Source organism: Oceanobacillus sp. B139/18, assembly GCF_055524595.1.
In genome coordinates this window covers 1,337,422-1,361,655 of record NZ_JBVFXI010000001.1, presented here as the reverse complement: position 1 = coordinate 1,361,655, position 24,234 = coordinate 1,337,422, and the positions used below count along the sequence as shown (strand labels likewise).

Genomic DNA, 24,234 nt, shown 5'->3' with positions numbered 1-24,234 from the left:
TTCAAAAAAAATTGAAATGTCAAGAGGGAAATGTTATAATAAAATTATGAAAAATACTCATGTTACTGATATTTTTAAGGTACTTCAGGATCCAATTAGAATTCGAATTATTGAGATGTTGCGATTTGATCAAGGAAGGAGGGAGTTTTTTCCGGATTCATCTGAAGCAGAAGGTGGCTTTTGTCCAATGGATATCCTGACGATTTTGCAGGAAGAAGGGATCCATATTTCTAATACCAAATTGTCTTACCATCTCAAGGAAATGAAAAATACTCATGTTATTTACTTAGTCAAGGAGGGGAAACGTAATTTTTATCTGTTTAATAAAGATAGATTGGAAATGATTCAATCCTGGATAAATTTTATATTAAAAGGATAACCACGCATCAATTATTAAAATTAAAAATGTTAAACATTTTATTTTTAACAGGGATAATGAGTGGGTTCTTTAAGGCTAAATGAATAAAGAAAACTCTTTCCCATGAAAGCGGAGAAAGAGTTTTCGATTGATAATAGTTATAACAAATCCGTATTCTTTTTAACCTGCAGCAATCACATTAAATTCTCACACCTTCCGATACCGCCGCATACCCAAAATATTCAACGTTACAAAAACAACAATAAATAAAAACAAAATAGAGAGGGGAGCCAGAATCTCTCCAAATGTAAATCCTTTTAAAACAACATCGATCATCGCATTTCCTGCATAGTACAAAGGCATAATCGGCGCAATCCATTGCAGCCACGATTCCATGGTATCTACATTCAGCATTCCAGAGAAGAATATCTGTGGAATAATGACGAGCGGGATAAATTGAATCATCTGGAATTCACTGCTGACGAATGTAGATAACAGAAGACCAAGCCCAAGGGCAACGAAGCTTAATAAAATATTAATGATAAACATGTTGCTGATGGAACCGGCGATTTCCATATCTAAAATATATACTGAATATAGGATGATAATCGCTGTCTGCAGAATAGCAAAAATCCCATAGCCGAATAAATAACCAAATACGATCTCAGATTTTCTGATTGGCGTGGATAATAATTTCTCCAATGTGCCGCTGCTTCTTTCTTTTAACATCGACATACCGGCGATTAAGAAGACAAAAAAGAATACAAAGAAGCTGACTAAAATGGGATTTAAAATTTCAAAAAAGGTATTGCTTTCATCGCCATAGATATATTCTACAGTAATCGGGTCTTCATCCATATCGATTTCAGAATCGATGTCTGTATCGATATTCGTGTCCATATTTATATCCATGTTCTCTGCGATTTCTGGAGGTAGCTGCTCCATCATTTCTTCTACGCCTGCTGACATATCTTTCATATTACTTATCATCTCATCGATATTATCCGAAAGGTCATCTAAATTTGTTTCCATTACAGCCTGTGAGCTTCCCTGAATAGCAGGACCCTCATCCATCGGGTTATCATTCAGAATGGTCAATGTCCAATTCCCATCCTTTTCCTCTAAAACACCGCTGGCATTTCCTTCTTCCAGATAAGATTGTATATCCATCTCGTTTTCCTGTTTTACGATGATATCATTATCTTCTAAAATATCGATTACCTCATCATTGACATTAACTGCAGCGATGGTTACCTCGTCATCCGGATCTGGAAAAATATAATTCAATAGCGTAATGACAAAAATAGGAGCCAGAAATAATAATGCAAGAGTACGTTTATCACGTAGAACCTGTTTGCAAATTCGTTTAATCAGCTGAAGCATTCGCATATTCGATTTCCTCCAATTTTAAAAAGACTTGGTCAATATCGCTGACGCCAAAGTTCTCTAATATTTCCTGCGGCGTACCGCTTGCTGCAATTCCTTTATTTTTCATTAATAACAGCTGGTCACATTTCATGGCTTCATCCATAATGTGGGTCGTAATCAACAGCGTACTTTCCTTTTTCAAATCATGCAGTTGATCCCAGATATTTAATTTAAGCACGGGATCAATCCCGACCGTAGGCTCATCTAAAATCAAATACTCAGGCTGATTAATTAAAGCAATCGCAAGTGATAAGCGGCGTTTCATTCCGCCAGAGTAGTGGGCTACCAATTTATTTTTATCCTGTTCAAGCTGGACGAGATTCAGTGTGGACTGAACTGCCTTATTGGATATTTTCCTCCCGTACATATGAGCAAAAAATTGAATGTTTTCCAAACCGGTTAAATCATGGTATAGCGAATCACTTTGCGCCATATAGCCGATTTTGTTTAAAAGTTTACGGTTGGGAACCGCTGTATCATCGATTTGGATAGAACCAGTATCGTATTTTTCCATTCCCATCAAGCATTTAATCAATGTCGTTTTCCCTGTACCTGAAGGACCAATCAATCCGGTGATTTGATTGGCGCTAATATCTATGGAGACATCTTGCAGAATCGTTTGTTTTCCAAAGCTCTTGGACATATTGGATAATTGCATCATAAAACACAACACCTTTCACATAAAAGTGAGTACTCACTCATTATAATATCAGAGTAAGGCTATGATGACAAGAATCTTTTTGGAGAAACTGCTTGGGTTTACGATAAAAAATGATTGCAACAAATACAAAGTTTATCGGATCGCTATTCTGTCGCTTCTCTGAAAGTGGCAATGGCTGGTTTGCTTATAATCCATTTTTTGTGTATCTTTTTTATTGAAAGGGCTGATAGGATAAACATAAGCTACTGTTGGTGTTTCATTCCTTATCGCTTTTCTGACAGATGTATAAATAGAGGGTTATGGAAATACTATCGGAGAAAGAGAGCAGTTTTTCGTTTCCCGATATATAGACCGGAGGCAAAATGATGAAAGTACGAATCGAATATACCTATCAGACACCCAAAGGGGTTACTGCAGCTTTTACTTCTGAGGACATGGAGGCATCAAAAGCGTTATTCATCGTTGAAGATATAAGGAAAATGGGACGTATGAAAAATGTCGTATTCGTCGATTCTCATGAGCATACATGGAGTTTAAAAGAATTACGTAAGCAGATGGAAGAAATTCAAACAGAACCGCATGATATAACTGTTTATTTTGATGGGGGATTTGACCTCGAAACAAGCCATTCCGGTTTGGGCTGTGCCATCTATTATCAACAGAATAATACCTTTTACCGTTTACGAAAAAATGCAATGGTGGAAGAACTTTGTTCGAATAATGAAGCAGAATATGCTGCATTGCACTTGGCACTGGTGGAATTGGAGAGATTGGATGTCCATCATCTGCCTGTCTCTTTCTATGGCGACTCCCAGGTTGTTGTGAATCAATTAATGGGAGAGTGGCCTTGTTATGAGGAAGAATTAACAAAATGGGCAGATCGAATTGAAAATAAAATGAATCAATTGGGAGTTATCCCGGAGTATAAGCACATTTCACGTAAAAAGAATCGGGAAGCGGATCGATTGGCTGGTCAGGCATTGAAAGGGATGGAAATAACAAGCAAAAAAGAACTAGCGGAGTGAGGCAGGGAAGGGATTCTCTGCTTCTTTTGCATGTTAACGTCATTTGACTCCATATAGCTTGCATGATGACAAGCAGCTAATAACATTAAAAAGACAAGGATTATCCCTGTCTTTTTGTCGTTATGCTTTCCCATTTTCTTTGTTAAATGCTCTTGCAGCAGAAATCTTCCGGGTAATATATTTCTCGATTTCAATAATGGTAAAGGTCATCAATCCAATCGCAAAAGGATAGACCCAGTATTGCGCCTCGATTGGATATAAATCAAATACATTCCTTAAGAATGGAATATACGTCACCGTTAATTGAAGAAGGATCAGAACGCCCGCAAGCATAAAAGCGATCTTGTTTGAGAAGAAATCCTTATTAAATGCAAAATGTCGTTCATTTCGCACATTAAACACATGGAAAACCTGTGCGATTACAATGGAATGCAGCGTAATCGTTGTTAACTGTTCCGTTGTATAGTGTTCCGGATCACCAAGCAGGGTTACATTCATGGTCATAATGGCTCCGCCGACAAGCAATGATACGAGAATAATCCGGAAAATATAGTAGGGACTGAGCAGTTTTGCGTTAGCCGGGCGCGGCGGCCGCTCCATTGCTCCCGGCTCCAGTTTTTCGAATGCCAGTGCGAACGAAACGGTTACTGCTGTCACCGTATTTACATAAAGGACTTGAATCGGGGAGAGCGGCATATTCATTCCTACGATTAAAGCAGAAACAATCAAGAATGCTTCCGCGCCATTGGTTGGCAGGATAAACAGAATCGTTTTCTTCAAATTATCGTAGACACGCCGTCCTTCCTTCACGGCATTGACAATCGTATTAAAATTATCGTCGACCAGCACCATTTCGGAAGCTTCTTTGGAGACTTCGGTTCCTTTGATGCCCATGGAAACACCGATATCTGCCCGTTTTAAGGCTGGAGCGTCATTGACACCATCACCTGTCATCGCTGTGATTTCTCCGTTTTCCTGCATGGCGGTTACCAACTGCAGTTTGTTCTCCGGACTGGTGCGGGCGAAAACATCTACCTTTTGGGCTGCAGTCAGCATCTCCTCTTCAGACATCTGGTCTAAATCGCGACCTTCGAGAACATTGTCTTGTTCGGTAATGCCCATTTGCTTAGCGATAGCCAGAGCTGTTGCCTTATGATCTCCTGTAATCATTTTCACCTGGATGCCAGCTTTTTTACAAACTTTCACTGCTTCCATCGCTTCTTCTCTAGGAGGATCCAGAATGCCAGCCAAACCAATTATGTTCAATCCTTCACAAACATCTTCGTGATCAATCTGTGTTTTGTTGTTATCAACGTATTTATATGCTGTGCCGATAACTCTTTCTCCTTTGCTGGAGCGTACGAGCGTTTTATCCTCCCAAAGCTTGCGTTGTTCAGAACCTTCTGCCAAACCTGCCATATCATACAGCCGGTCGGGGGCTCCTTTGACATAAATGATTTTTTCTCCGTCTTTTTCCACGAGTCCTGCCATGTATTTATAGCTGGAATCGAAAGGAATTTTAGAGAGGAGGGGAAGCCGGTCTATTTCCTGATTTGCTTTTTCTGCCAGCGTGACCAAACACCCTTCTGTCGGTTCGCCGCTGATTGTCCATTCTTCATCGTCATCTTTTCGCAAATAGGCATCATTGACTGTTAATACGTTACTTAAAAACAGTTGCAGTTCTTTATCCTCTGCAATATCTATTTCTTGATTATTTTCAAGAATTTTTCCTTCTGGTGCGTATCCTGTACCTGTAACATCCAAGTGCCTATCGGAGAGTTCAATGGATTGGACGGTCATTTCATTTTTGGTAAGCGTCCCTGTTTTGTCCGAACATATCACGGTTACTGCTCCGAGTGTCTCTACAGACGGCAAATTACGCATAATAGCATTGTTTCTGGCCATTACCTGCATACCTAAGGAAAGAATGATGGAAAGAATAGCAGGCAATCCTTCGGGGATAGCAGCAACAATTAAGCTGATAACGTAGAGTAACAGCTCTCCAATCGGATAGTCATAGAAAACTGCTGCAAAAACAAATAATAAAGCAGCAATGCTGACGATAGCGATGGAAATCATTTTTCCAAAATGCGCTGTTTGTTTTAATAAAGGTGTCTTTAATTCTTCCACTTCTGCAATGGACTGGTTGATTTTACCGATTTCCGTATTTGCTCCGGTGGCTGCGACAATCCCTTGTCCCGATCCAGATACAACCGCTGTTCCGGAAAAAGCCATATTTAATCGATCTCCAAGGACCGTATCCTCCGGCAGGATGTCTGTATTTTTTTCGACGGATGTTGATTCACCAGTGAGAAGGGATTCTTCTATTGTCAGCCGGCTGGCGGCAGTCAACCGTAAATCTGCGGGAATTTTATCTCCTGGAGACAATAATACGATATCACCCGGTACCAGATCGCTGGAAGCGACTTCCTTGCGCTCCCCGTCACGAATAACTGTTGACTCCAAAGAGAGCATCTTTTTAATGCCTTCCAATGCTTTCTCGGCTTTGTTTTCTTGGAAATAGCCGATAACCGCATTAATCAGAACCACCATTAATATAACGACAGTGTCTGCATAATGTTCTAAAACAATCGTAAGAACAGCGGCAGCTAATAAAACATAAATTAACGTGTCATTAAATTGGCGTAAAAATTTTAGCCATTTTGGATCCTTCTCCGGCTCCGGTAATTCATTTTTTCCCCATTTTTGTCTGCCTTGTTCCACTTGCTCTTTGCTTAAACCATGCTTTATATCTGTTCCAAGCTCTGATTCCACTTGCTCTGTCTGCATGTTAAACCATTTTTTCTGTGCCATAAGCACGTGCCCCTTTCTTCCTGAACCCGTTTTATCTTTTACGAATAAATAGGAGTAAAACGTTTCAAGGAGGTTTAAACTAGAAATGAACGTTAAGGGGTGTTTTTCTGCTGCTTATGAATCGTTGATACAGAGGTAATGAAAAGTATCCAGCAGAAAATCACGCCTGATTTTTTATAGCTGTAACCATCATCCATCACCTCTTTCTATCTTGAAGTAAATGTATCCTCACTTATAATGATGAAGGATATATAAGGACAGTTCAAGGAGCATTGGTTGAAAATTTTCGACAATTTAGTGATGGTCTTTTTGTTAATACGGTATGAATGCTTTTAAAATGGAGGCAAGTAATCTGAAAGGAATTTTTACAGTACAGCTATGCGAAATGAATACTCCCACCACTTAATTTCTACTGAAATTTGAAGTGGGGGTTTCTGGGGTGTCGACTTTCAAGATGACGATTAACCACCAGTGGAGTTGACACGTTGGTGTGCTAAAAACACCCAACCCCGCTATCCCATTGGTCCTGCCTTTGGGACTACTTTTATTTGAGAATGATTGCTGCCGGTCGAAGCAGCATCTCAATGCAAGCGAAGGGTTCTTCAAATGCTTCCCGAAATATTTTCCTCATAATATTTCCGGCTCCATTGACATCGGCGTTCATCATAACTCCATTCTTGGACTGATAAAGCCCGCGTTTTATTCGCTTACCTGAAAAAGCTTTTTTTGAAGTCTTTTCACCGTAAACAGGGATTTCATCCTGATCAAGAAAGCTCGCTTTCGATGTGTAGGATTCTTCTGTCATAATGACTTTGATTCCATGTCTCTGAGCTTTGTATTCAATCATTTCCATCAAAAGACGATGCGGAATGGTTGTAAACGATTGGTTGTTTCGTTTCCCCATCTTGGCATGTTGTTTCCACGCTTTATTTTGCCCAATAATGATGGTATCAATATCCTCTTCCAGGGCTATTTTTTCGATTCGGTAACTCGCTTTATGAAATAAATCTTTGATTTGATTAAAGCGTCTGTAGTTGATTTTCTTCAATCGTTTAGACGTAAACAGACCTTCATTGGTGTTTTTACCCTGTCTAAGAATTCCGTGGTAATGCGCTTTCAATTGGTTGTAGCGTTGATTGATGGATTTGATATTTTTGCCCTTCACTACAACAGGCTTTCGTCCTGTATTGGTGACAATGGTTGCAAGGTTATCCATTCCTAAATCAACGGACATGTACCGTTTTTTCGATGCTTTCATTTTTTGTTCTGACGGTACTTGAAAAACCAGTTCTACGACGTAGTGACCATACTTTGGGATAAGGCGGACTTGTTTCAGTCTTCCTTCCGTAAACCCTAATTTACCGATGTTTAAACGTTCCTTCGTTTTAGGAAACTTCAAAAACTTATTCTCTTTTATGACACAATCTTGGTTTGAAAAAAGAACTTCTTTTTCTTTCTTACGACTATATCCTGGAATTTTTGGTCTTGCTTTAAACTTTGAAGGGTTCGTTTTATATTCTCGTAAACTGCCATAAAATGCTTTCCAATTTTGGAACACCGTTTTCATAACCCCTTGACTCGATTGCGTTGGCAGAGAGCGATAATCGTCTTGTGCCATGGATTTAAAAAGAGCATCCAAAAAATTGTAATCAACATAAGGGTTTTCTCTAGAAGGTTCTTTGAATACATGACACTTGATTTCTTTTCGTTCTCGGGCGGGTTTGGAATGTTCTTTTACGACCTTCTTTTGATAAACAACGAATTGGTTATCGTTGATTATTGGCATATGTTTTTGGATAGCGTCTAACACTTCTTCCTGAAGCGGCTGCAACGCTTTTTCCTGCGTGAAAGCTGTAAATACTTGCCGGATATAAAAATTGGTCGTGTTATGCATATTCTTTGCATTCTGACACATTTCTTTGAAATATCCGTACATACGGTGATTCATTTTTACCCATATTTGCATCGTTTGGTAATTCGCCATTTACTTTCCACCCCTCTAAAACGAACTAACGTTCTGTAATTTATTTTACTATAAAGGGAATAAAAATTCTAGCGAAAAAACCGCCAATTCACCTCCCACCTAAAATTCCATCGAATTTTTGAGGAAGGAGTCCTCTTGGCTGAAATGATAGATTGAACTAATAATAATCAAAATAGTTTAAAATAGGATTCGATATGTTAGCATGGAAGGGAATTGAAATAGAACACAGGGGTTGTGATACAATGCTATGGTTAATTTTATTAGCTGTTCTGATTTTAGGGGGTTATTTGATTATCAAAGGTTCAACCAGAGGGTATAAGATACTGGGATATGTCATTATAGGATTCACAGTTGTATTTGCAGTGGTGATTTTATCCAGTATCGGCGTTAAAACAAATAACATAATAAATGAACAGCCCTCAAATGAGGGGGATTCCATAATTGTTGATTAACATAAGAAAACCGGACCGCCTTTTGCCCGGTATTCTTATGTATCCTTAGGTGTATCCTTCGGGAAGAACCATAGAATAATAAAAGTCAGTGTACCAATTACGAATAGACCAAAGAACACCGTGTGAAATGCCTGGGTCAACCCATCCTGCATTAAAGCCAGTGTATCTGGCGGGATAGATTCTCGTAATCCTTCATTTAAAATAGCATCTGTATTTGGCATATCTTCATCGATTGCTTGCTGCTGATAATATTGCTGCAGGCGCAGATTAAGAATACCGCCTAACAATGCAGTACCGATTGCACTGCCAATGATACGCATAAACATATTTAAAGAGGTAGCCGCCCCTCTTGCCTGCCAGGACACACTATTTTGAATGGCTACGATAAATGTTGTCGAAGTCAGCCCCATTCCTATTCCAACAATAAAAGAGCTGAAACCGGCATAAATGGGCCCTTTTTCTGCATCAAGCAGGAAAAAGAGAAATGTGCCCACAAATAATGCGATACCGCCAAGAAATGCTGTTTTTCTAAAGCCGATTCGTAATACCATATGACCGGCGGCAGTGGCTGCAATTGGCCAGCCAATGGATAAGGTGCTCAAGGTAAAACCGGCCACAATCGCTGATTCTTCCATGACTCCCTGTACATACGTAGGAAGAGAGCTGCTTAAACCTAAAATAATCATACCGGAAAGTAAGGTAGCGATATTGGCAACGATCATTAATTTGTTCTTCCATAAAGATAAAGGCATCATTGGCGCTGCGCATCTCTTCTCCTGCCAAATAAATAAGGAAATACAAATGACAAAGAGTCCAAGGAGACCGAGCGTTTCTGGTGACAACCAAGCCCAATTTGTACCTGCCTGTACAAACACGATAATCAGCGATGATATGGCTATAAAAAAGAAGCTTGTCCCAAGATAATCGATGGTTTTCTGTTCTTTATCCACTTTTTCATGAAAGAATAGGACAACTCCGGCCAAGCCGATAAGGCCAATCGGAATGTTCATCCAGAATATCCAAGCCCAATCAATGTATTGTACAATGACTCCTCCCAGAAGCGGGCCGGCAACAGAGGATATCCCCCAGACACTTGCTAAATAACCCTGTACTTTGGCGCGTTCTTCCAAATTATACATGTCTCCGACCATGGTAGTTACTATCGGATGAATGGCCCCGGCGCCCAGCCCCTGGATAAGCCGGAAGATAATAAGGGCAGTCATCGTTTCTGCTAATCCGCATAATAAAGAACCAATCAGAAAGATAACCACACCAATGACAAAGATTGGTTTGCGGCCAAATAAATCAGCTAATTTGCCATATATCATCGTGGTGACTGCCTGCATTAATAGGAAACTGGAAAAGACCCAGCTGTACAGCGTGAACCCGCCTAAATCGGATACAATGTTAGGCATGGCAGTGGCAATAATGGTTCCTTCAATTGCAGCCATAAACATAGATAATACGAGGGCAATAAGCACGATAGGCCGTTTGGTTTGTTTATGTACCATCTATAATTCCTTCCTTTACTCTAGCTATTTGTTTCTACCCACTGTGCAAGACTCTCTGGCCACAGGTGATTTTGCGAACTATCAAAAGTCTTTTCAAACCGCAGTACTAATCTATAATCCAATTAGCTTTATTGTAGCAGATGCTTTCTTATTTTGTAAGAAATGGAATGCCAGTTTCATAGTTCATTGTCCGAAATGCGTCAGCAGGGGAGGCTCGTTGAACAGATTTAATATTCCTTTGTTGGAAACCGGATAATCTATTCTTTGTTATGATATTTTCATAGAGGGTGAGGAACTATCAGTTAAAATGGATAGCTCCTATATTTTTCGCTTTCATTTTAAGTTGATTATAACTGCCTGCAATAATAAAGAAAACTTGGTTGTCACCTAGACTTTAAGTGACAACCTTAGTTACACTTATGCAGTAAGAAAGTGTAAACTTTCTTAACTGCCAAAAAAAGGCTATTGCAGCCTTTTTACCGTCATTTAAACTAACTCTATTTTATATACTCCACGATCCGTAGTAATAAAAAACTTCTGTCCATTAAATTCAAATAAAGAGTTATCCTCCAAAGGGATTTCATAATTGGATGACGGAAGCGGTTCATCGCTCATCGTTGGCAGCGCTTCGATTTGTCCGTCTCCGTTTAAAAGTAAGCTATGTTTTGGTACATAGTCATCAATTCTGCGGGTATTCTGGTCATAGGATATGCTTTGCAGATGGATTACTGTTTGATCGATATCGTTTATTTCATGCTTTGTAATTTTAATTGTTCTTCCGTTCCACTGTTGTATCAGCGTATTAAACTCCTCAATAGTTAAAAAACCATGCTCCATAGAACAACCCCTCCTGTGTATAATTTTCCTAAATACAACGGAAATATACAGGAAGAAAGTAAATAAAAAATCGTAATATTTGTACGCGGACTTTGAGAGGTAAGAGGTAGAAGTACTAAAGGATAACGTAACGGAGCGATTCGGTTATTGAACCGAATCGCTCCGTTGTACCAATTATTTTTCATGTGCCCGTTTATCAGCAGCGCGGCTTCTTGCTTGAGCTTTTCTGTCTTCTGCATCAGCAAACTCATCTGAAAATTCAACATCTATGCCGTCAGATATTTGATTTTTTGGAGTTTGTGACAAAAAATTATTTTTTCTTTTCTTATGCTCATCTCTGCCCATTGGGAACACTCCTTTTAGGTTGTATATAATTGGTTAGTCGAACATTCGGCCAGACAGATTGAAGATTGCAATACATCGAGCCGCTCTGTGAAGGCAGCTGCTGCACCGCCTTATCCCCTAGATAACATAAGGGAAAACTGTACTGACATATCTGTATTTTTAACAGGTTTACGATACTTATTCATTTTTTCCGCTGGTAAAATTAGAACATACTGTACCGCTTAAACTTGTGGCAGTAATCTGTGACGGTTATTAAAATTTGTTCAAGCAGAAATTTTCGCATAATAATGTTTAGTAATCTGTTTAGAAAGGAAAAGTATTAAAAAGACACAGAGAGGTGGATGAAAATGTCCAACAATGAAAAGCGTTCTTCAAAAAGCGGAAAACCGAATCGGAATGAAGAGCGAAGAACCATGCTGGATGAACATGAAGAGCAGATGTTTGTCGATGACGTTCCATTGGAAGATTTAAAAATAGAAGCTAAGGATGAGAAACGAAAGACGAAATCGAAGGATGATTCGCAAAGTGAAAAGAAGCATAAGGAGAAACAAAATAAAGACAACGACAGTAAAAAACCCTGAGCATTCTTGCTGAGGGTTTTTTTGATATGGAGAGAATCTCTTGAAATTCATTAGAAGCTGCCATCGCAATGAATTAAGTTCTCTATAAATAAATAGACGGGTTTAACTGTGTAGCCAGTTATTCAGTATAATTATTCGTTAAAATGCATAAATATTAGGTATTTTGTTTCATTTATTTTTATCTTTTCCGTGATAGAATAAGGAACATATATTAATTAGCAATAATTTTTATTTTCAATTTATCATGGAGAAAAGCAAAACTCCACTGAATGAAGTTTCGTTATCTTATGAGATGAAATAACTGATAAGGATGTATGTACATATCATTCATACTTCATTTAGCAAAGCATCAAGAAAGAAGGAGAGGACAGATGGAGCATATGGGATGGCTATCGCTAGTTCCGCCAATTTTGGCAGTGATTTTAGCGATTCTAACGAAAAACGTTATTATTTCATTATTTTTAGGCGCCTTTGTCGGCGTACTTATTATTGTAGGAGGAAATCCATTAACTGCGACAACAGAAACGATAGGGAATTTTCTTTTTCCGCAACTGACGGACAGCTACAATGCGGCAGTGCTTGTCCTGCTATTTTTTATCGGAGGATTTGTAGCTTTAATTGAAAAATCAGGGGGAGGCGCTGCACTTGCAGCAAAAACCGTCAAATCGATTAATTCCAAAGTGAAAGCTCAATTATCTGCCTGGCTGGGCGGTTTGATTATTTTCTTCTCTGATTTGGGAACACCTTTGATTGTAGGCCCTATTTTTGAAAAAATATTTGATAAAGCAAGAATTTCCAGAGAGAAGCTGGCGTATATCATTGATTCCACGTCATCACCAGTTGCAGTACTGATTCCTTTCATTGGCTGGGGCGTCTATATTATGGGGCTGATAAGAAGTGAATTTGATGCGCTGGGAATAACCACATCGGAATTCGATACCTTTGTTCAAGTCATTCCATTTCAGTTCTACGCTATTTCAGCGGTGTTAATGATTCCATTAATGGCCGTATTTAAATTAGATTTTGGTCCGATGGCAAAGGCAGAACGGAGAGTGAGGGAAACTGGAGAACTGTACTGGAAGGATTCCAAGCCGCTGCGGAGACCGGATAAGGAAGCAGATAGTAATCAAGAAGGCAAGGCTATTTTAATTTGGCTCCCTTTATCGGTCTTATTCGTTACATTGTTTGGCTTGCTTTCCACAAAAGGATTTCCATTTGAGCCGGTGGATGGAAATGACTTTCGTGTCTCGTTGACCACAGCTTATTTATTTGCGGCTATTACTATTTTTATTTTATTAATCAGCTTCCGTCTGAAAAAGTTTGCGGAGATTTTTGATATTTACACCTCAGGGATGCAAAAGATGGTGTATGTAGCTGCGACGTTAGTGCTTGCATGGTCGCTTGGAACGGTTATCAGTGAGATGGGGACAGCGAATTATATTGTAGAATTGATGCAGGGAAGAGTGCCGGCGTTTATCATACCAGCATTGCTCTTTGTTATCGGGGCAATCGTTTCACTTGCTTCCGGCTCTTCCTGGGGAACCTTCGCCATTATGCTTCCAATCGCTATTCCGATGGCAGTTGCATTAGATGCCCAAGTGCTTGTCTGTATCGGCGCTGTATTGTCAGGTGGTATTTTCGGAGATCATAGCTCCCCGATATCTGATACAAGTATTCTGTCATCAACAGGAGCTGGTGCAGATCATATCGATCATGTGAAAACACAGTTCCCTTATGCATTGACGAATGCAATCATTGCGATAATCGGTTTTGTGATTGCAGGTGTGACTGGCAGTCCGTGGACCGTAGTATTGACAATTGTATTGCTTGTGTTAGCAGCTTTTGTTTTATCAAAGTTGACAAAAAATAAATATGAATCGAAAATGAATATATAACAGAAACATGCCTTGCTGGTGAAGTGAGGCATGTTTTATTTCAATTTTTTAAATGGAGGAAGTAATAATGCAATGGAAAAAGCCTGGTAGTGATGATTACGCTGCCTTAATTGAATTATGGGAGAAGTCTGTTTTGGCAACACATGATTTTTTAGCATCAGAGGATAGGGAGGCGCTCAAGAAGGAAATTCCTGCTTATTTTCCGCAATTAGATATGAAAATGTGGTTTGAAGATACTACATTCGTTGGATTTTCCGGTGTGAATGCGTCTCAGTTAGAAATGCTGTTCTTGGACCCGGAGCAAATAGGGAAGGGGCTTGGCAGCAGGATTTTAAATGATTTAATTGAAAAGGACGGTATTAAGACAGCAGATGTCAATAAAGATAATACATCGGCTCTTGCTTTTTACCTGAAAAACAACTTCCAAGTTACTGGAGAGTCAGAACAGGATGACCAGGGGAGGGATTATCCGATTCTGCATTTGTGTTTGAAAGCGGAGTAATATATGGAAGTGAAATTGCAAGGTGAGGAGAGCGAGTGTTCTTTTTAACAATAGCATAGGAAAAAGGACCATTAAATAAAGCCGCTTGCTTCTTCGTGAAGCAGCGGCTTTATCTTATAGTAAATTCTTTTCGTTAGGCAATTTGATGCTTTTTCACTGGTACTGCCTGGTCAAAGCTTGCATGTTTTTCTCTGACGGTAATAAAGCAGACAGCTCCAATCAAGCTTGGTACGGCAAATGCCATAAATGCATGCTGCGGGTCTAAATTGGTTGATAACAGAAGGGCGATGGCTACCGGCGCCATAATACCGCCAATCCGTCCAACGCCGACAGCGATACTTAACCCTGTTGTACGAATCTCCCGCGGGTAAAATTCTGAAATATACGGGTTCACTAAATTTTGTGTGCCTACTGTACAAGCGCCGGTTAAGGTAATGATTAAATACAGTAAGAGCGAGCTTGTAGTGATGCTTAATAAAACAAAGCAGAGTGAACCGATAAAAAACATCAGGATTAAGACAGAACGATGACCAAGACGATTCACTAACATCCCGCCGAATATGGAACCGGAAATTTGTCCGACAGCAAGCATCAGGTTAAAGGATAAGCTGGATGTTAGACCGTGACCGGCGTCCACCATAATTTGCGGCAGCCAGGTTGTCAGTCCGGAAATAACGAGCATGGAGCAGGTAACTGCAATCCAAAATGCAATGGTACTGCTGGTTCGCTTATTAGAGAAGACCTTTTTAATCGGAATTTCCTTCGTGCTTTCTTTAAATGATTCATATTCATAGTTATCAGACGCTTGATAGTTACCGCCAGGATCAACTTTATTGAGAATCTCTGCAATTTTATCGCCTTTTTTCTTGGTCAGATAATAAGAAACGGATTCCGGAAATTGCTTTAAAAACCATGGCAGAGCAAGAAGCGGAATAATACTAATCCAATATAAAAGCCTCCAGCCCATCATTTCCATCAAATACATACCAATCAAGGAGGCAATAATCGCGCCGATGGAATAACCGCAATACATCGTAGCAATGGTTAACGGCCGCTTCTTCACCGGAGAATATTCACCCATAATAGCTACGAGGATTGGCATGATTCCTCCCAATCCCAGCGCCGCAATCACTCTCATTATCATAAAAAGGGTGGGGTTCTGTGCAAATCCGGCTAAAAAGGTAAAGAGGCTGAATAAGATTAAGCAAATCGCAATCGCTTTTTTACGCCCGATAAAATCTGAAATAGAGCCCAGCAGAAAGGTGCCGACCATGGTACTGATCAGCGTATAGCTGCTGATTGCACCAGCCTCAATTCTGCTGATATTAAAATCCTCCATCATCAATGGCAGCCCAATCCCATAGATGGCCACATCAAAGCCGTCAAAGGCAATGGCGAAAAAGCACCAGAGAAAAATAAGTAAATGAAATTTATTAAATTTACTATTCCCTAAAACCTGTGTTGTCTGAACCGTCCGCATGTTTAAAACGTCCTTTCCTTTAATTGATCGAAGTGTAATAAGTAAATAAAATATTACCATGAAACAATGGTTATAAGGTAATTGTAAAAAGGTATCGTTCGCTATAGGTAAAAGCTATATCAATAAAGGAGAGGATAGAAGCAGTTGTTTGTAATAAATAAGGTACGTAAAAAAATCCTCTGATAGAAGCTATTCTTATCAGAGGATTTTAGAAAGTAATTTATTCTGTTAAAAGCGGATAATATCCTTCTTTATTATGCGTTTCTGTTCCAACTAACGGCGGGTTGAAGACACATACCATACGCATTTGGGTGCGTGCCCGCAGACGGTGCTTATCATTTTCATCTAGCAGATACATCGTGCCAGGCTTAAGCTGGTGTACCTCTCCGGTGGAGACCTTTTCGACTTCTCCTTCACCTTCAATGCAATAAACCGCTTCAATATGGTTCTTATACCAGAAGAAATTATCTGTCCCTGCTTTGATAATGGTATCATTCATGCTGAAGCCGACACCATCTTTATTTAAAATAAAGCGGCGGCTCTCCCAGTTTTCCGATTTTGTTTCATCTTCTGTTCCAATTAAATCTTCCAGTGATTTTACGATCATTTATAAATTCTCCTCTCCGTAAACCATATCTCTATTTTTTTAAAACATGCTTTATACTGTCTTCCAGAATGTCTAAACCTTTTACCAAACCTTCCTGATCAATAATCAAAGGCGGCAGGAATTTCACCACTTCATCATCTGGACCAGAGGTTTCTACAATAAGTCCGCGTTCAAATGCCTCCGCACAAATTTCACCTGCTAAACCTTCCTTCTCCACAGCAATGCCCTGCATTAAACCTCTGCCTCTAGCTTCTCCGTTTAACTCCGGATAGTGGTCAATCAATCTGTTGATTTCTGATTTAAGAAATGCGCCTTTTTCTTGTACAGCATTGGCAAAATCATCATTTTCCCAATTTTTCAGTGCTTCGGTTGCAGCAAGAAAGGCCATATTATTGCCGCGGAAGGTTCCATTATGCTCGCCCGGTCCCCATTGATCATATTCTGACTTGATTAACGTAATCGCCATCGGCAGACCAATTCCTCCAATGGATTTAGACAGGCAGACTACATCTGGTTTAATTCCCGCCGGCTCAAAGCTGAAGAAGGTGCCCGTCCGGCCATTTCCTGCCTGGACATCATCCACAATCAGGAGAATGTCCCAGCGTCTGCATAGTGCTTCTACTTTTTTCAGCCATTCCATGCGTGCAGCATTAATCCCGCCTTCTCCTTGAACGGTTTCCAGAATGATGGCAGCAGGGAGGGCAACACCGCTTCCGCTGTCTTCTAAAAAGCGATCCAGATAAGCAATCGAATCATTGTCCTCCACATAATTATCAAATGGCATCGAAACGGCATGATGCAATGGAACTCCGGCACCATGGCGCTTGAAGGAGTTTCCTGTCACAGAAAGGGAGCCAATCGTCATCCCGTGAAATGCATTGGTAAAGCTGATAACTGTTTCTCGTCCAGTTATTTTTCTGGCGATTTTCAGCGCGCTTTCTACGGTATTTGTACCGGTAGGGCCAGGGAACATAATTTTATAATCCAGATTTCGGGGCTTGAGAATGACATCAGTAAAGCGTTCCAGAAAATCTTTTCTGGGAATCGTAGCCATGTCCAGGCTGTGAATCACGCCGTCATTTTTAATATATTCAATTAATTTCTCCTGCATCGCATCGTCATTATGCCCGTAATTCAATGTACCTGCGCCTGCAAAGAAATCAATATATTCTTTTCCATCGGTATCCCACAGCTTATAGCCTTTTGATTTTTCAAAAACAGTCGGCCATCCTCTGCTGTAGCTTCTTACTTCAGATTCTAAATTTTCAAACGTTTTCATTTTCGCATCATTCCATGTTGCTGTTGTCAATGAAATCATTCCTTTAATTATTTATTTTCTGTAGCAATCGGTCCAATTGTAAACAGTAGCTCATCTTCATGTTCTTCCTCTTCATCCGGAAAATCATCCGTTACATAGCAGTCACTGATATGACACTCCGTATCAAGCTTTTTAGCGAGACCTTTAAATAAAGACTGAGAAGGTTGATTGGATGGAGAAACGGTTGCTTCTACATAATCAATCTTTTTACAAGCTTCGCGCTTTAATAATTGGCGCAGCATTTTCGTTGCTAATCCGTTACCTCGAGCGGAAGCATCTACAGCAACTTGCCAGATAAATAGTTTATTCGGATTATTCGGATTTTTATACCCGGAAATAAAACCGAGCGTTTTCCCGTTTTTTTCTGCAATGATGGAGGTTCCTGAAAAGATATCGCACCACATTAAGTAACTGTAGGAAGAATTGAGATCAAGCACCTTGGTAGCTTTAATCAGTTCCCAAACAGCTGCCCCGTCATCTTTTGCAGGTTCTCGAAAATAAAAATCGTTTTCTTTTTCAATAGTCATTGTCATATTATTTGTTGTGTTTGTATTAATGCTCTCACCTCCTGAGTGGATTTTTTACTTACCATATTAGATTAACATAAGGAAAAATAACGTCAAAACGCATATAACGGAGAATAACGCGATTATTCGTGATAAGAAGGGGTGAGGGTAAAATGATTGCCATTGGCTATAAATAGCTTTGAATATAACAGAAATAATCCGTTTTATAAACTTTTGGGGAAAATAAAATAATGAATTAAATAGATAAACCATATTGTGGGGATAGAAAAGGATAACTGTAAGCTAAAAATTTATTATTGAAGAACAAAACAGCTGTCCGCTCATTTTTAGGGGAGTAAATGATTAAGGGACAGCAATAATAAAGCTTGAATTGATTAATTTTCTTTTAATTTTTCATCCATTTCCATCATTTCAGATACTGTAATGGTTTTATATTGGTTTTCAGCTAAATAATCAAGAATAAGCGGGAGAGCTTTAACTGTTTGCTCTCTTTTTCCTCCTGCATCATGAAACAGTACGACATCCCCCGGGGAGATATTGCTGATGACGTTATCTGCAATGGTTTTATAATCTACTCCGTCCCAGTCTTTCGTATCTTGATCCCAAGACCACAGTGCAACATGTAATTGGTTTTCTCGGGCTTTCTTTACAATCGCATCATTATAACTGCCGCCGACCGGCCGGAAAAGCTTTGGCCGATTTCCTGTGATGGCGTAAAGGATATCAGAGGTTTCTTTCATTTCTTGACTAAGTCTGCTGAGTTTCATGGTGTGATCATAGGTGTGATTGCCGAGTTCATGCCCTTCCATTACTTGCCGATGGATGATATCTGGGAATTTTTCTGCGTGAGCTCCGAGCACAAAGAAGGTAGCTGCGGCTTCGTATTCAGCTAATATATTGAGAATGGCAGGAGTGTATTTTGAATGCGGACCATCATCAAATGTTAAAGCAATTACCTTTTCCTCCGTTTTTGCATCCCAGAAAATATCTCCGTCTTTCTCAAAATCAAATCTATCTTTCGCATATATCTGCTCTTGGATGAATAGAAAAGCACAAGAAGTCAGAAGCAGGTAACTAATCGCATAAAATATTTTTTTCTTCATTTCACACCTCTCATTTTCAAAAAATAAGTTAAACTTTAAGTATTTATGGACGTAATTAGTTATTAATTAAATCTATTATTTGCTAAGAAGCACGTTTTTATCATAAGCAAATTTTGGAGAAGAAAAGAGGAAGGCTAAACCAACTTCTTCATTTTAAATATACTGTAAGAAAAGCTGTATAAAATGGATGACTTAAAAACGCATGATGGAAAGATGCTTCCAAGAAAAGGTTTTGAAAAGCAGGAGCAGAAAGGTGAAAAAATTAATTACTAAAAAGGCAAAACTTAATTAATTCCTCCAAAAGTTTAGCTATAAAAAGATACCTGAATCAGGATTACTCTCCAAGGATTCAGGTATCTGACAAAAACAGGGCTTAACTATTTGCGGTTGCGGTTATTGCGTCGCTCGTTGTTGTGGTTGTTGTTATCTTCGAAAGCATTCTCGTCGATAAATTCATTTTCATTGGCAAATTCCACGTTATTGATTTCTTGATTATTGCGGTTCTCATTATTGCGGTTTTTGCGTTCATTTCGGTTAAAGTTACGTTTATTGTTATCCATGGAAAGCCCTCCCATTATTCTTTATGAGAAAAACATTCATTTTTGAAGCGTTACTTGAAGCAGAAGCTTCCAGTACAAATGTCGTCCTCGAATTATATTTTACCCCCTTATCAAAAATTCACTCGTTATTTCGAAAGCCATATTTTGTTATTTTTTACCGTCCAAACCCATTGGAACGGCAAGGCTCGGTGTGCCGGTTAAATTAACTGGAACAAATGGCAGACATCTTCTGATAACTTCCAGATTTTGCTCTACCCATTGTTCACTATAGATATGAGGCGTGATAGGTATGTTTGGACCGAGCAATATATCGACCTGTTTAAAAGCTTTCTCAAAACCTTTCACCAATTGTCTCCGGGCCTGCTGCGCCTGATATATTGCGGTGTTTCAGTTAAAGCGCCGGCCAGAAAGAAACTCCGTATGTCTGCAGAATATTCGTTTGAATGGGTCTGGAGCCATTGGTGGTGTAAAGCAGCTGCTTCGCCAGCCGCTATCGTATATCCGGAAAAGGTTGATAAAGCTAATTCAGGAATTTCTACATCCACTATTTCAGCACCTAAATAGAGGAGTGTTTCCATGGCATGTTTGAAAAGGATTTCTATATCAGGGGCCAGGTCTTGGAGAAAGTATGCAGGGGTACCAATTTTGATTCCTTGGATTCCATTATTTAAATCGGATATATAATTTGGAACGGACACATCCAGACTTCCCGGATTATTTGCATCAAAACCCGCCATATAATAAAGCATACATACTAAATCAGAAACAGATCTTGCCATGGGACTGGCAGTATCTAAAGTCATAGCTGTAGGAAAAATACCATGCGTACTGACTAATCCATAAGTTGTCTTCAGACCGTAAATACCGCAGATGGAAGCGGGTAAGCGAATGTATTAAAATGTATCTGATCCAGCTGCAAGCTCATGCAAATTTTGCTTTCCGAGCATATTGCCGCTTGCTCTTACCAATTTATCTCCGGTTGTCGCATTTTTTTAGAAATAAAATCTATAAAAAGTCTGGAATGGAGTATATTCCGGCGTAAATGGAAGGTAGACAGAGACCGCGTCTCCCTTTGGACGTTCTCTTTAATCATGCTGAGATTTTCGAATATAACTTTCGATGCAGTAATCCAAAGGAATGATGTTTTTAGGAAGTACAAGGGATTTCTCATATTGTAGTAAAAATAGCGTTCTAATTTAAGAAAAATTACGTAAATATAGAAATGGTATGTATACTGAAAGGTTTGAAAGGGTGATTGTGTGGATGAGAAATCGTCAAGAAATCAACATTCTGATAATAGAGATGTTAAGCAGGACCAACTAGATCAGTTTCGCGTAAAGGATTCAGGGAAGCCGATGACAACACAGGAAGGGAAAAAGAGATCACAGGACCAGGACCAATTAAAGGCTGGTATACGCGGGCCTTCCTTACGTCAGGATTATGAGTTTTTTGAAAAAATGTCGCATTTTGTCCATGAAGAAATACCGGAAAGAGTAGTTCATGCAAGAGGCTACAGTGCTTATGGTGAGTTTGAATGTTATCAGTCCATGAAGCATGTGACAAAGGCAGTTTTTTTGCAGGAAGCCGGGAAAAAGACGCCAATAACTGTTCGTTTTTCTACGGTGCAAGGGGCTAAAGGATCGTATGACACCGCGAGAGACTTGCGCTGCAAAGGCGTTAAGCTGTATACGGAAGAAGGAAATGTTGACCTGACAACGATTGCCATGCCTGTATTAATTAATCAAGATGCGATGAAGTTTCCGGATGCGATGCATGCGTACCAATCTAAGCAATCTGATGATATCCCAACGGCAAGCGGAGCCCATGATCGCTTCTGGGATTACGTGGCTAATAACGATGAAGCCCTTCATATGGTGCTTTGGATAATGTCTGACCGCGGGATTTTAAGAAGCTATCGAATGATGGAATCATGGTCGATTAATACGTATTTATTTGTTAATGACCAGGATGTCGCAACCTTTGTGAGGTATGTTTGGAAACCTGTTCTTGGAGTGCACTCCCTGCTGCAGGATGAAGCACTGAAAATCGGCGGGCTTGACCCCGACTTCCATAGAAAGGACCTGCGAGAGGCCATTGATAAGGGGGCTTATCCTGAATATGAACTGGGTGTTCAATTAATTTCGATGGAAGATGAGTTTAAATTCGATTTCGATGTGCTTGACCCTGCAAAGTTTTGGCCGGAAGAGCTGGTTCCTGTTCAAATGATTGGTAAATTGACATTAAATCGAAATATTGATAACTACTTTACAGAATCAGAACAGGTTGCATTTAACCCCGGCAATGTTGTTCCGGGAATTGACTTTTCTAATGATCCTGTTTTACAAGGCAGATTGATGGCATATCGAGAAACCCAAAATCATCGGCTGGGCAGTTCCAATTATGCGGAATTACCAATTAACCGTTCTGTCTGTCCATTTCATAATAATCAGCGGCGGGGCTTTATGAGACAACGTATCGATGTTGACAAGGTAAATTATCATGAAAATTCACTGGCTGATAATACGCCATATACAGTGCCTCCAGAAGAGGGCGGCTACAAAGATTACCCTGGGAAAGTAGATGGCTATAAAATTAGAGCCAGGAGCGAATCGTTTAAAGATTATTATTCACAGCCGAGAATTTTTTGGAATAGTTTAACCCCGATTGAAAAGCAGCATACAATCGAAGGATTAAGTTATCAGGTTGGAAAAGTAAAAAGCGAATCTGTCCGGCAGCAGGTGGTTGATAAACAGCTTGTCCATGTTGATAAGGAAATGGCGTCCATTGTTGCTGATAACATTGGAGTGAATCGTCCAAGCGGATCCAATGTGTCTGTTTCTACAAGCTACCCTTCTCTTAGCCAGTCCAATACCCCTCGTTATGCATACACGCAGAAAGCAGGTGTATTGATTGGTGATGGTTTTGGAAATGAGGTCACTGAGACGCTTAACGTTTTAGAACAAAATGGCGTTTTTGTTGTCATCATCAGTGACAGACTCGGTACTGTTGCTGGTGCTGGAGGAAGAGAACTTAAAGTTGATGACACTTTTATTACGACAAGTCCCTATCTGGTAGACTCTCTTTATATTGTTGGCGGCCGCTCCAAGCATCAGGCAAAATTCGATTCCCAAGTTACAGAATATGTGCATACAGCTTATCAACACTATAAACCAATTGGTGTTGCTTCTACAGGGCAGCCATATATTCAAGCATCCAAAAATAATAATTTAGCTGGTGTTGTTTTTGCTGCGAATAATACAGACTTTGGAGAAGAATTTGTTTCTGCTATTGCAGAGCATCGTTTTTGGAATCGAACATAGTATGGAAAAAGAGCATTGTAAAAAGATGCTCTTTTTTATTCTTAAAATATTTCCTGGACTGAATCCAAAAGTCAGCATTTCCAACGAATATGAAAAGCATAGACCAAAGCAGTTTTGCCATTTGATAAATTGACTATTTGGGACGATTTATTTGTAATTATACGATACGCGTCGAGGTAATGGATTAGAAAATGCCATTACTAAAAGCGTTGATTTATTTAATTTTTATTATGCTCCGTTTCCTGCTGCCGTTCTTCTGAGCAGGTAAAACAATACAAGCGGCCCCGTTCGTTCACACCATCTAAAAAGCCGTCTTTACAGTAAATTTCTTTATTGCATGTTACACATGTACCTATATATTCCTTCATCCGTCTCCCTCATTTCTTCTTTGAATTTTATTTATTTGAACATGAAATCCACCGCTTTGTTTACATCGATATATCTCCATTGTATCTAAAAAGGGAACCAACATGGATAATTTTTAATTAATAGAAGCCTGACAATATGAAATGATTGATGAATGAAGGAGGCAGTTATAAAAACTGTTTCCTTATTAACTATAGATGGAATTTTTATTACGGTGCTCATGTGCCGTAATATGTATACATTCATAAAAAACCAAATACTACTTTTTAAATCGAACAATAAATATAGGGGGCAACGCGCTAATGCCCAATAAACCAAAATGGCTTCCTCAGAACTCGGTGCTCTATGGATGACATACCAATAAAAAATATTGATTCTTCGATATTTGGAATATTTTATAGAAACAGCAGAGAATGAAAAATCCCGAAAACTCACGTCAGGGTTATGAGAAGCACTTCATCCCAAAGTCGAAGAAATGGAAATGATGATTCAAGCGGAAAGCGCAGCCCCCCAAAGGATTTACGCATGAAGATGTGTACCTGGATGCACCAAGGAACTTT

General features: G+C 39.5%; 23 protein-coding genes. 7 read left to right on the top strand and 16 right to left on the bottom strand.

Features of this window, described 5'->3' with window-relative positions:
• Positions 1-16: 16 nt before the first annotated feature.
• Positions 17-379, top strand: coding sequence for an ArsR/SmtB family transcription factor (locus ACZSMY_RS06620; protein ID WP_139089108.1), 363 nt, complete (start codon positions 17-19; stop codon positions 377-379).
• A gap of 186 nt (positions 380-565) precedes the next feature.
• On the opposite strand, the gene ACZSMY_RS06615 is transcribed toward ACZSMY_RS06620, so the two are convergent.
• Positions 566-1,747, bottom strand: coding sequence for an ABC transporter permease (locus ACZSMY_RS06615; protein ID WP_465147581.1), 1,182 nt, complete (start codon positions 1,745-1,747; stop codon positions 566-568).
• Positions 1,725-2,447: an ABC transporter ATP-binding protein gene (locus tag ACZSMY_RS06610; RefSeq protein WP_042533605.1), complete on the bottom strand. Its 723-nt coding sequence runs from the start codon at positions 2,445-2,447 to the stop codon at positions 1,725-1,727. The genes ACZSMY_RS06615 and ACZSMY_RS06610 overlap by 23 nt, the downstream gene beginning before the upstream one ends.
• Before the next feature lie 362 nt (positions 2,448-2,809).
• On the opposite strand from ACZSMY_RS06610, the gene ACZSMY_RS06605 reads away from it, so the two are divergent.
• Positions 2,810-3,472: a reverse transcriptase-like protein gene (locus tag ACZSMY_RS06605; RefSeq protein ID WP_319022556.1), complete on the top strand. Its 663-nt coding sequence runs from the start codon at positions 2,810-2,812 to the stop codon at positions 3,470-3,472.
• A 120-nt stretch (positions 3,473-3,592) separates the two neighbouring features.
• Here ACZSMY_RS06605 and ACZSMY_RS06600 read toward each other — a convergent pair whose 3' ends face one another.
• The gene (locus tag ACZSMY_RS06600; protein WP_465147580.1) at positions 3,593-6,286 is read right to left on the bottom strand and encodes a cation-transporting P-type ATPase; all 2,694 of its coding nucleotides are present in this window, start codon (positions 6,284-6,286) and stop codon (positions 3,593-3,595) included.
• 544 nt (positions 6,287-6,830) lie between these two features.
• Entirely contained in the window at positions 6,831-8,270 is a 1,440-nt protein-coding gene (locus tag ACZSMY_RS06595) for an RNA-guided endonuclease InsQ/TnpB family protein (protein WP_465147579.1), read from the bottom strand.
• 242 nt (positions 8,271-8,512) lie between these two features.
• Between ACZSMY_RS06595 and ACZSMY_RS06590 the strand changes: the two genes are divergently transcribed.
• Positions 8,513-8,722 (top strand): hypothetical protein, encoded by a 210-nt coding sequence (locus ACZSMY_RS06590; RefSeq protein WP_193064087.1) that lies wholly within the window; start codon positions 8,513-8,515, stop codon positions 8,720-8,722.
• A gap of 35 nt (positions 8,723-8,757) precedes the next feature.
• Here ACZSMY_RS06590 and ACZSMY_RS06585 read toward each other — a convergent pair whose 3' ends face one another.
• The 3 genes from ACZSMY_RS06585 to ACZSMY_RS06575 all read right to left on the bottom strand — a co-directional run bounded on the left by ACZSMY_RS06585 (position 8,758) and on the right by ACZSMY_RS06575 (position 11,415).
• Entirely contained in the window at positions 8,758-10,233 is a 1,476-nt protein-coding gene (locus tag ACZSMY_RS06585; RefSeq protein WP_465147578.1) for an MDR family MFS transporter, read from the bottom strand.
• A 486-nt stretch (positions 10,234-10,719) separates the two neighbouring features.
• Positions 10,720-11,070: a hypothetical protein gene (locus tag ACZSMY_RS06580; protein WP_042533608.1), complete on the bottom strand. Its 351-nt coding sequence runs from the start codon at positions 11,068-11,070 to the stop codon at positions 10,720-10,722.
• A gap of 174 nt (positions 11,071-11,244) precedes the next feature.
• Positions 11,245-11,415, bottom strand: coding sequence for a YfhD family protein (locus tag ACZSMY_RS06575; protein ID WP_084612954.1), 171 nt, complete (start codon positions 11,413-11,415; stop codon positions 11,245-11,247).
• Positions 11,416-11,762: 347 nt separating this feature from the next.
• On the opposite strand from ACZSMY_RS06575, the gene ACZSMY_RS06570 reads away from it, so the two are divergent.
• The 3 genes from ACZSMY_RS06570 (at position 11,763) to ACZSMY_RS06560 (ending at position 14,393) form a co-directional block, all read left to right on the top strand.
• Positions 11,763-11,996 carry a hypothetical protein gene (locus tag ACZSMY_RS06570; protein ID WP_042533609.1) on the top strand — a complete coding sequence of 78 codons (234 nt, stop codon included), beginning with the start codon at positions 11,763-11,765 and terminating at the stop codon, positions 11,994-11,996.
• Positions 11,997-12,367: 371 nt separating this feature from the next.
• Positions 12,368-13,891 carry a Na+/H+ antiporter NhaC family protein gene (locus tag ACZSMY_RS06565; RefSeq protein ID WP_465147577.1) on the top strand — a complete coding sequence of 508 codons (1,524 nt, stop codon included), beginning with the start codon at positions 12,368-12,370 and terminating at the stop codon, positions 13,889-13,891.
• Positions 13,892-13,958: 67 nt separating this feature from the next.
• Complete coding sequence (locus tag ACZSMY_RS06560) at positions 13,959-14,393, top strand: GNAT family N-acetyltransferase (RefSeq protein WP_289584623.1); 435 nt, start codon at positions 13,959-13,961, stop codon at positions 14,391-14,393.
• Positions 14,394-14,526: 133 nt separating this feature from the next.
• Here the strand turns inward: ACZSMY_RS06560 and ACZSMY_RS06555 are convergent, their stop codons facing one another.
• From ACZSMY_RS06555 to ACZSMY_RS06520, 8 genes are all read right to left on the bottom strand, one after another.
• Positions 14,527-15,873 (bottom strand): MFS transporter, encoded by a 1,347-nt coding sequence (locus ACZSMY_RS06555; protein WP_256706151.1) that lies wholly within the window; start codon positions 15,871-15,873, stop codon positions 14,527-14,529.
• A 220-nt stretch (positions 15,874-16,093) separates the two neighbouring features.
• A complete protein-coding gene (locus tag ACZSMY_RS06550; protein ID WP_042533613.1) occupies positions 16,094-16,480 on the bottom strand; it encodes an ectoine synthase in 387 nt (128 codons plus the stop codon).
• 31 nt (positions 16,481-16,511) lie between these two features.
• Entirely contained in the window at positions 16,512-17,798 is a 1,287-nt protein-coding gene (ectB, locus tag ACZSMY_RS06545) for a diaminobutyrate--2-oxoglutarate transaminase (RefSeq protein ID WP_226894949.1), read from the bottom strand.
• Between the two features lie 8 nt (positions 17,799-17,806).
• On the bottom strand, positions 17,807-18,325 hold the full coding sequence (gene ectA, locus ACZSMY_RS06540) for a diaminobutyrate acetyltransferase (RefSeq protein WP_319022553.1): 519 nt from the start codon (positions 18,323-18,325) through the stop codon (positions 17,807-17,809).
• Between the two features lie 374 nt (positions 18,326-18,699).
• Positions 18,700-19,428: a polysaccharide deacetylase family protein gene (locus ACZSMY_RS06535; RefSeq protein ID WP_042533616.1), complete on the bottom strand. Its 729-nt coding sequence runs from the start codon at positions 19,426-19,428 to the stop codon at positions 18,700-18,702.
• Between the two features lie 377 nt (positions 19,429-19,805).
• Positions 19,806-19,988, bottom strand: a complete 183-nt coding sequence (locus tag ACZSMY_RS06530) for a hypothetical protein (RefSeq protein ID WP_042533617.1) — start codon at positions 19,986-19,988, stop codon at positions 19,806-19,808.
• A gap of 147 nt (positions 19,989-20,135) precedes the next feature.
• Positions 20,136-20,333: an amidase family protein gene (locus ACZSMY_RS06525; RefSeq protein ID WP_052485043.1), complete on the bottom strand. Its 198-nt coding sequence runs from the start codon at positions 20,331-20,333 to the stop codon at positions 20,136-20,138.
• Entirely contained in the window at positions 20,330-20,842 is a 513-nt protein-coding gene (locus ACZSMY_RS06520) for an amidase family protein (RefSeq protein ID WP_226894962.1), read from the bottom strand. Before ACZSMY_RS06520 ends, ACZSMY_RS06525 begins: the two co-directional genes overlap by 4 nt.
• A gap of 405 nt (positions 20,843-21,247) precedes the next feature.
• On the opposite strand from ACZSMY_RS06520, the gene ACZSMY_RS06515 reads away from it, so the two are divergent.
• A complete protein-coding gene (locus tag ACZSMY_RS06515) occupies positions 21,248-23,308 on the top strand; it encodes a catalase (protein WP_341172899.1) in 2,061 nt (686 codons plus the stop codon).
• Positions 23,309-23,526: 218 nt separating this feature from the next.
• Here ACZSMY_RS06515 and ACZSMY_RS06510 read toward each other — a convergent pair whose 3' ends face one another.
• Entirely contained in the window at positions 23,527-23,676 is a 150-nt protein-coding gene (locus tag ACZSMY_RS06510) for a hypothetical protein (protein ID WP_193064080.1), read from the bottom strand.
• Positions 23,677-24,234 lie beyond the last annotated feature (558 nt).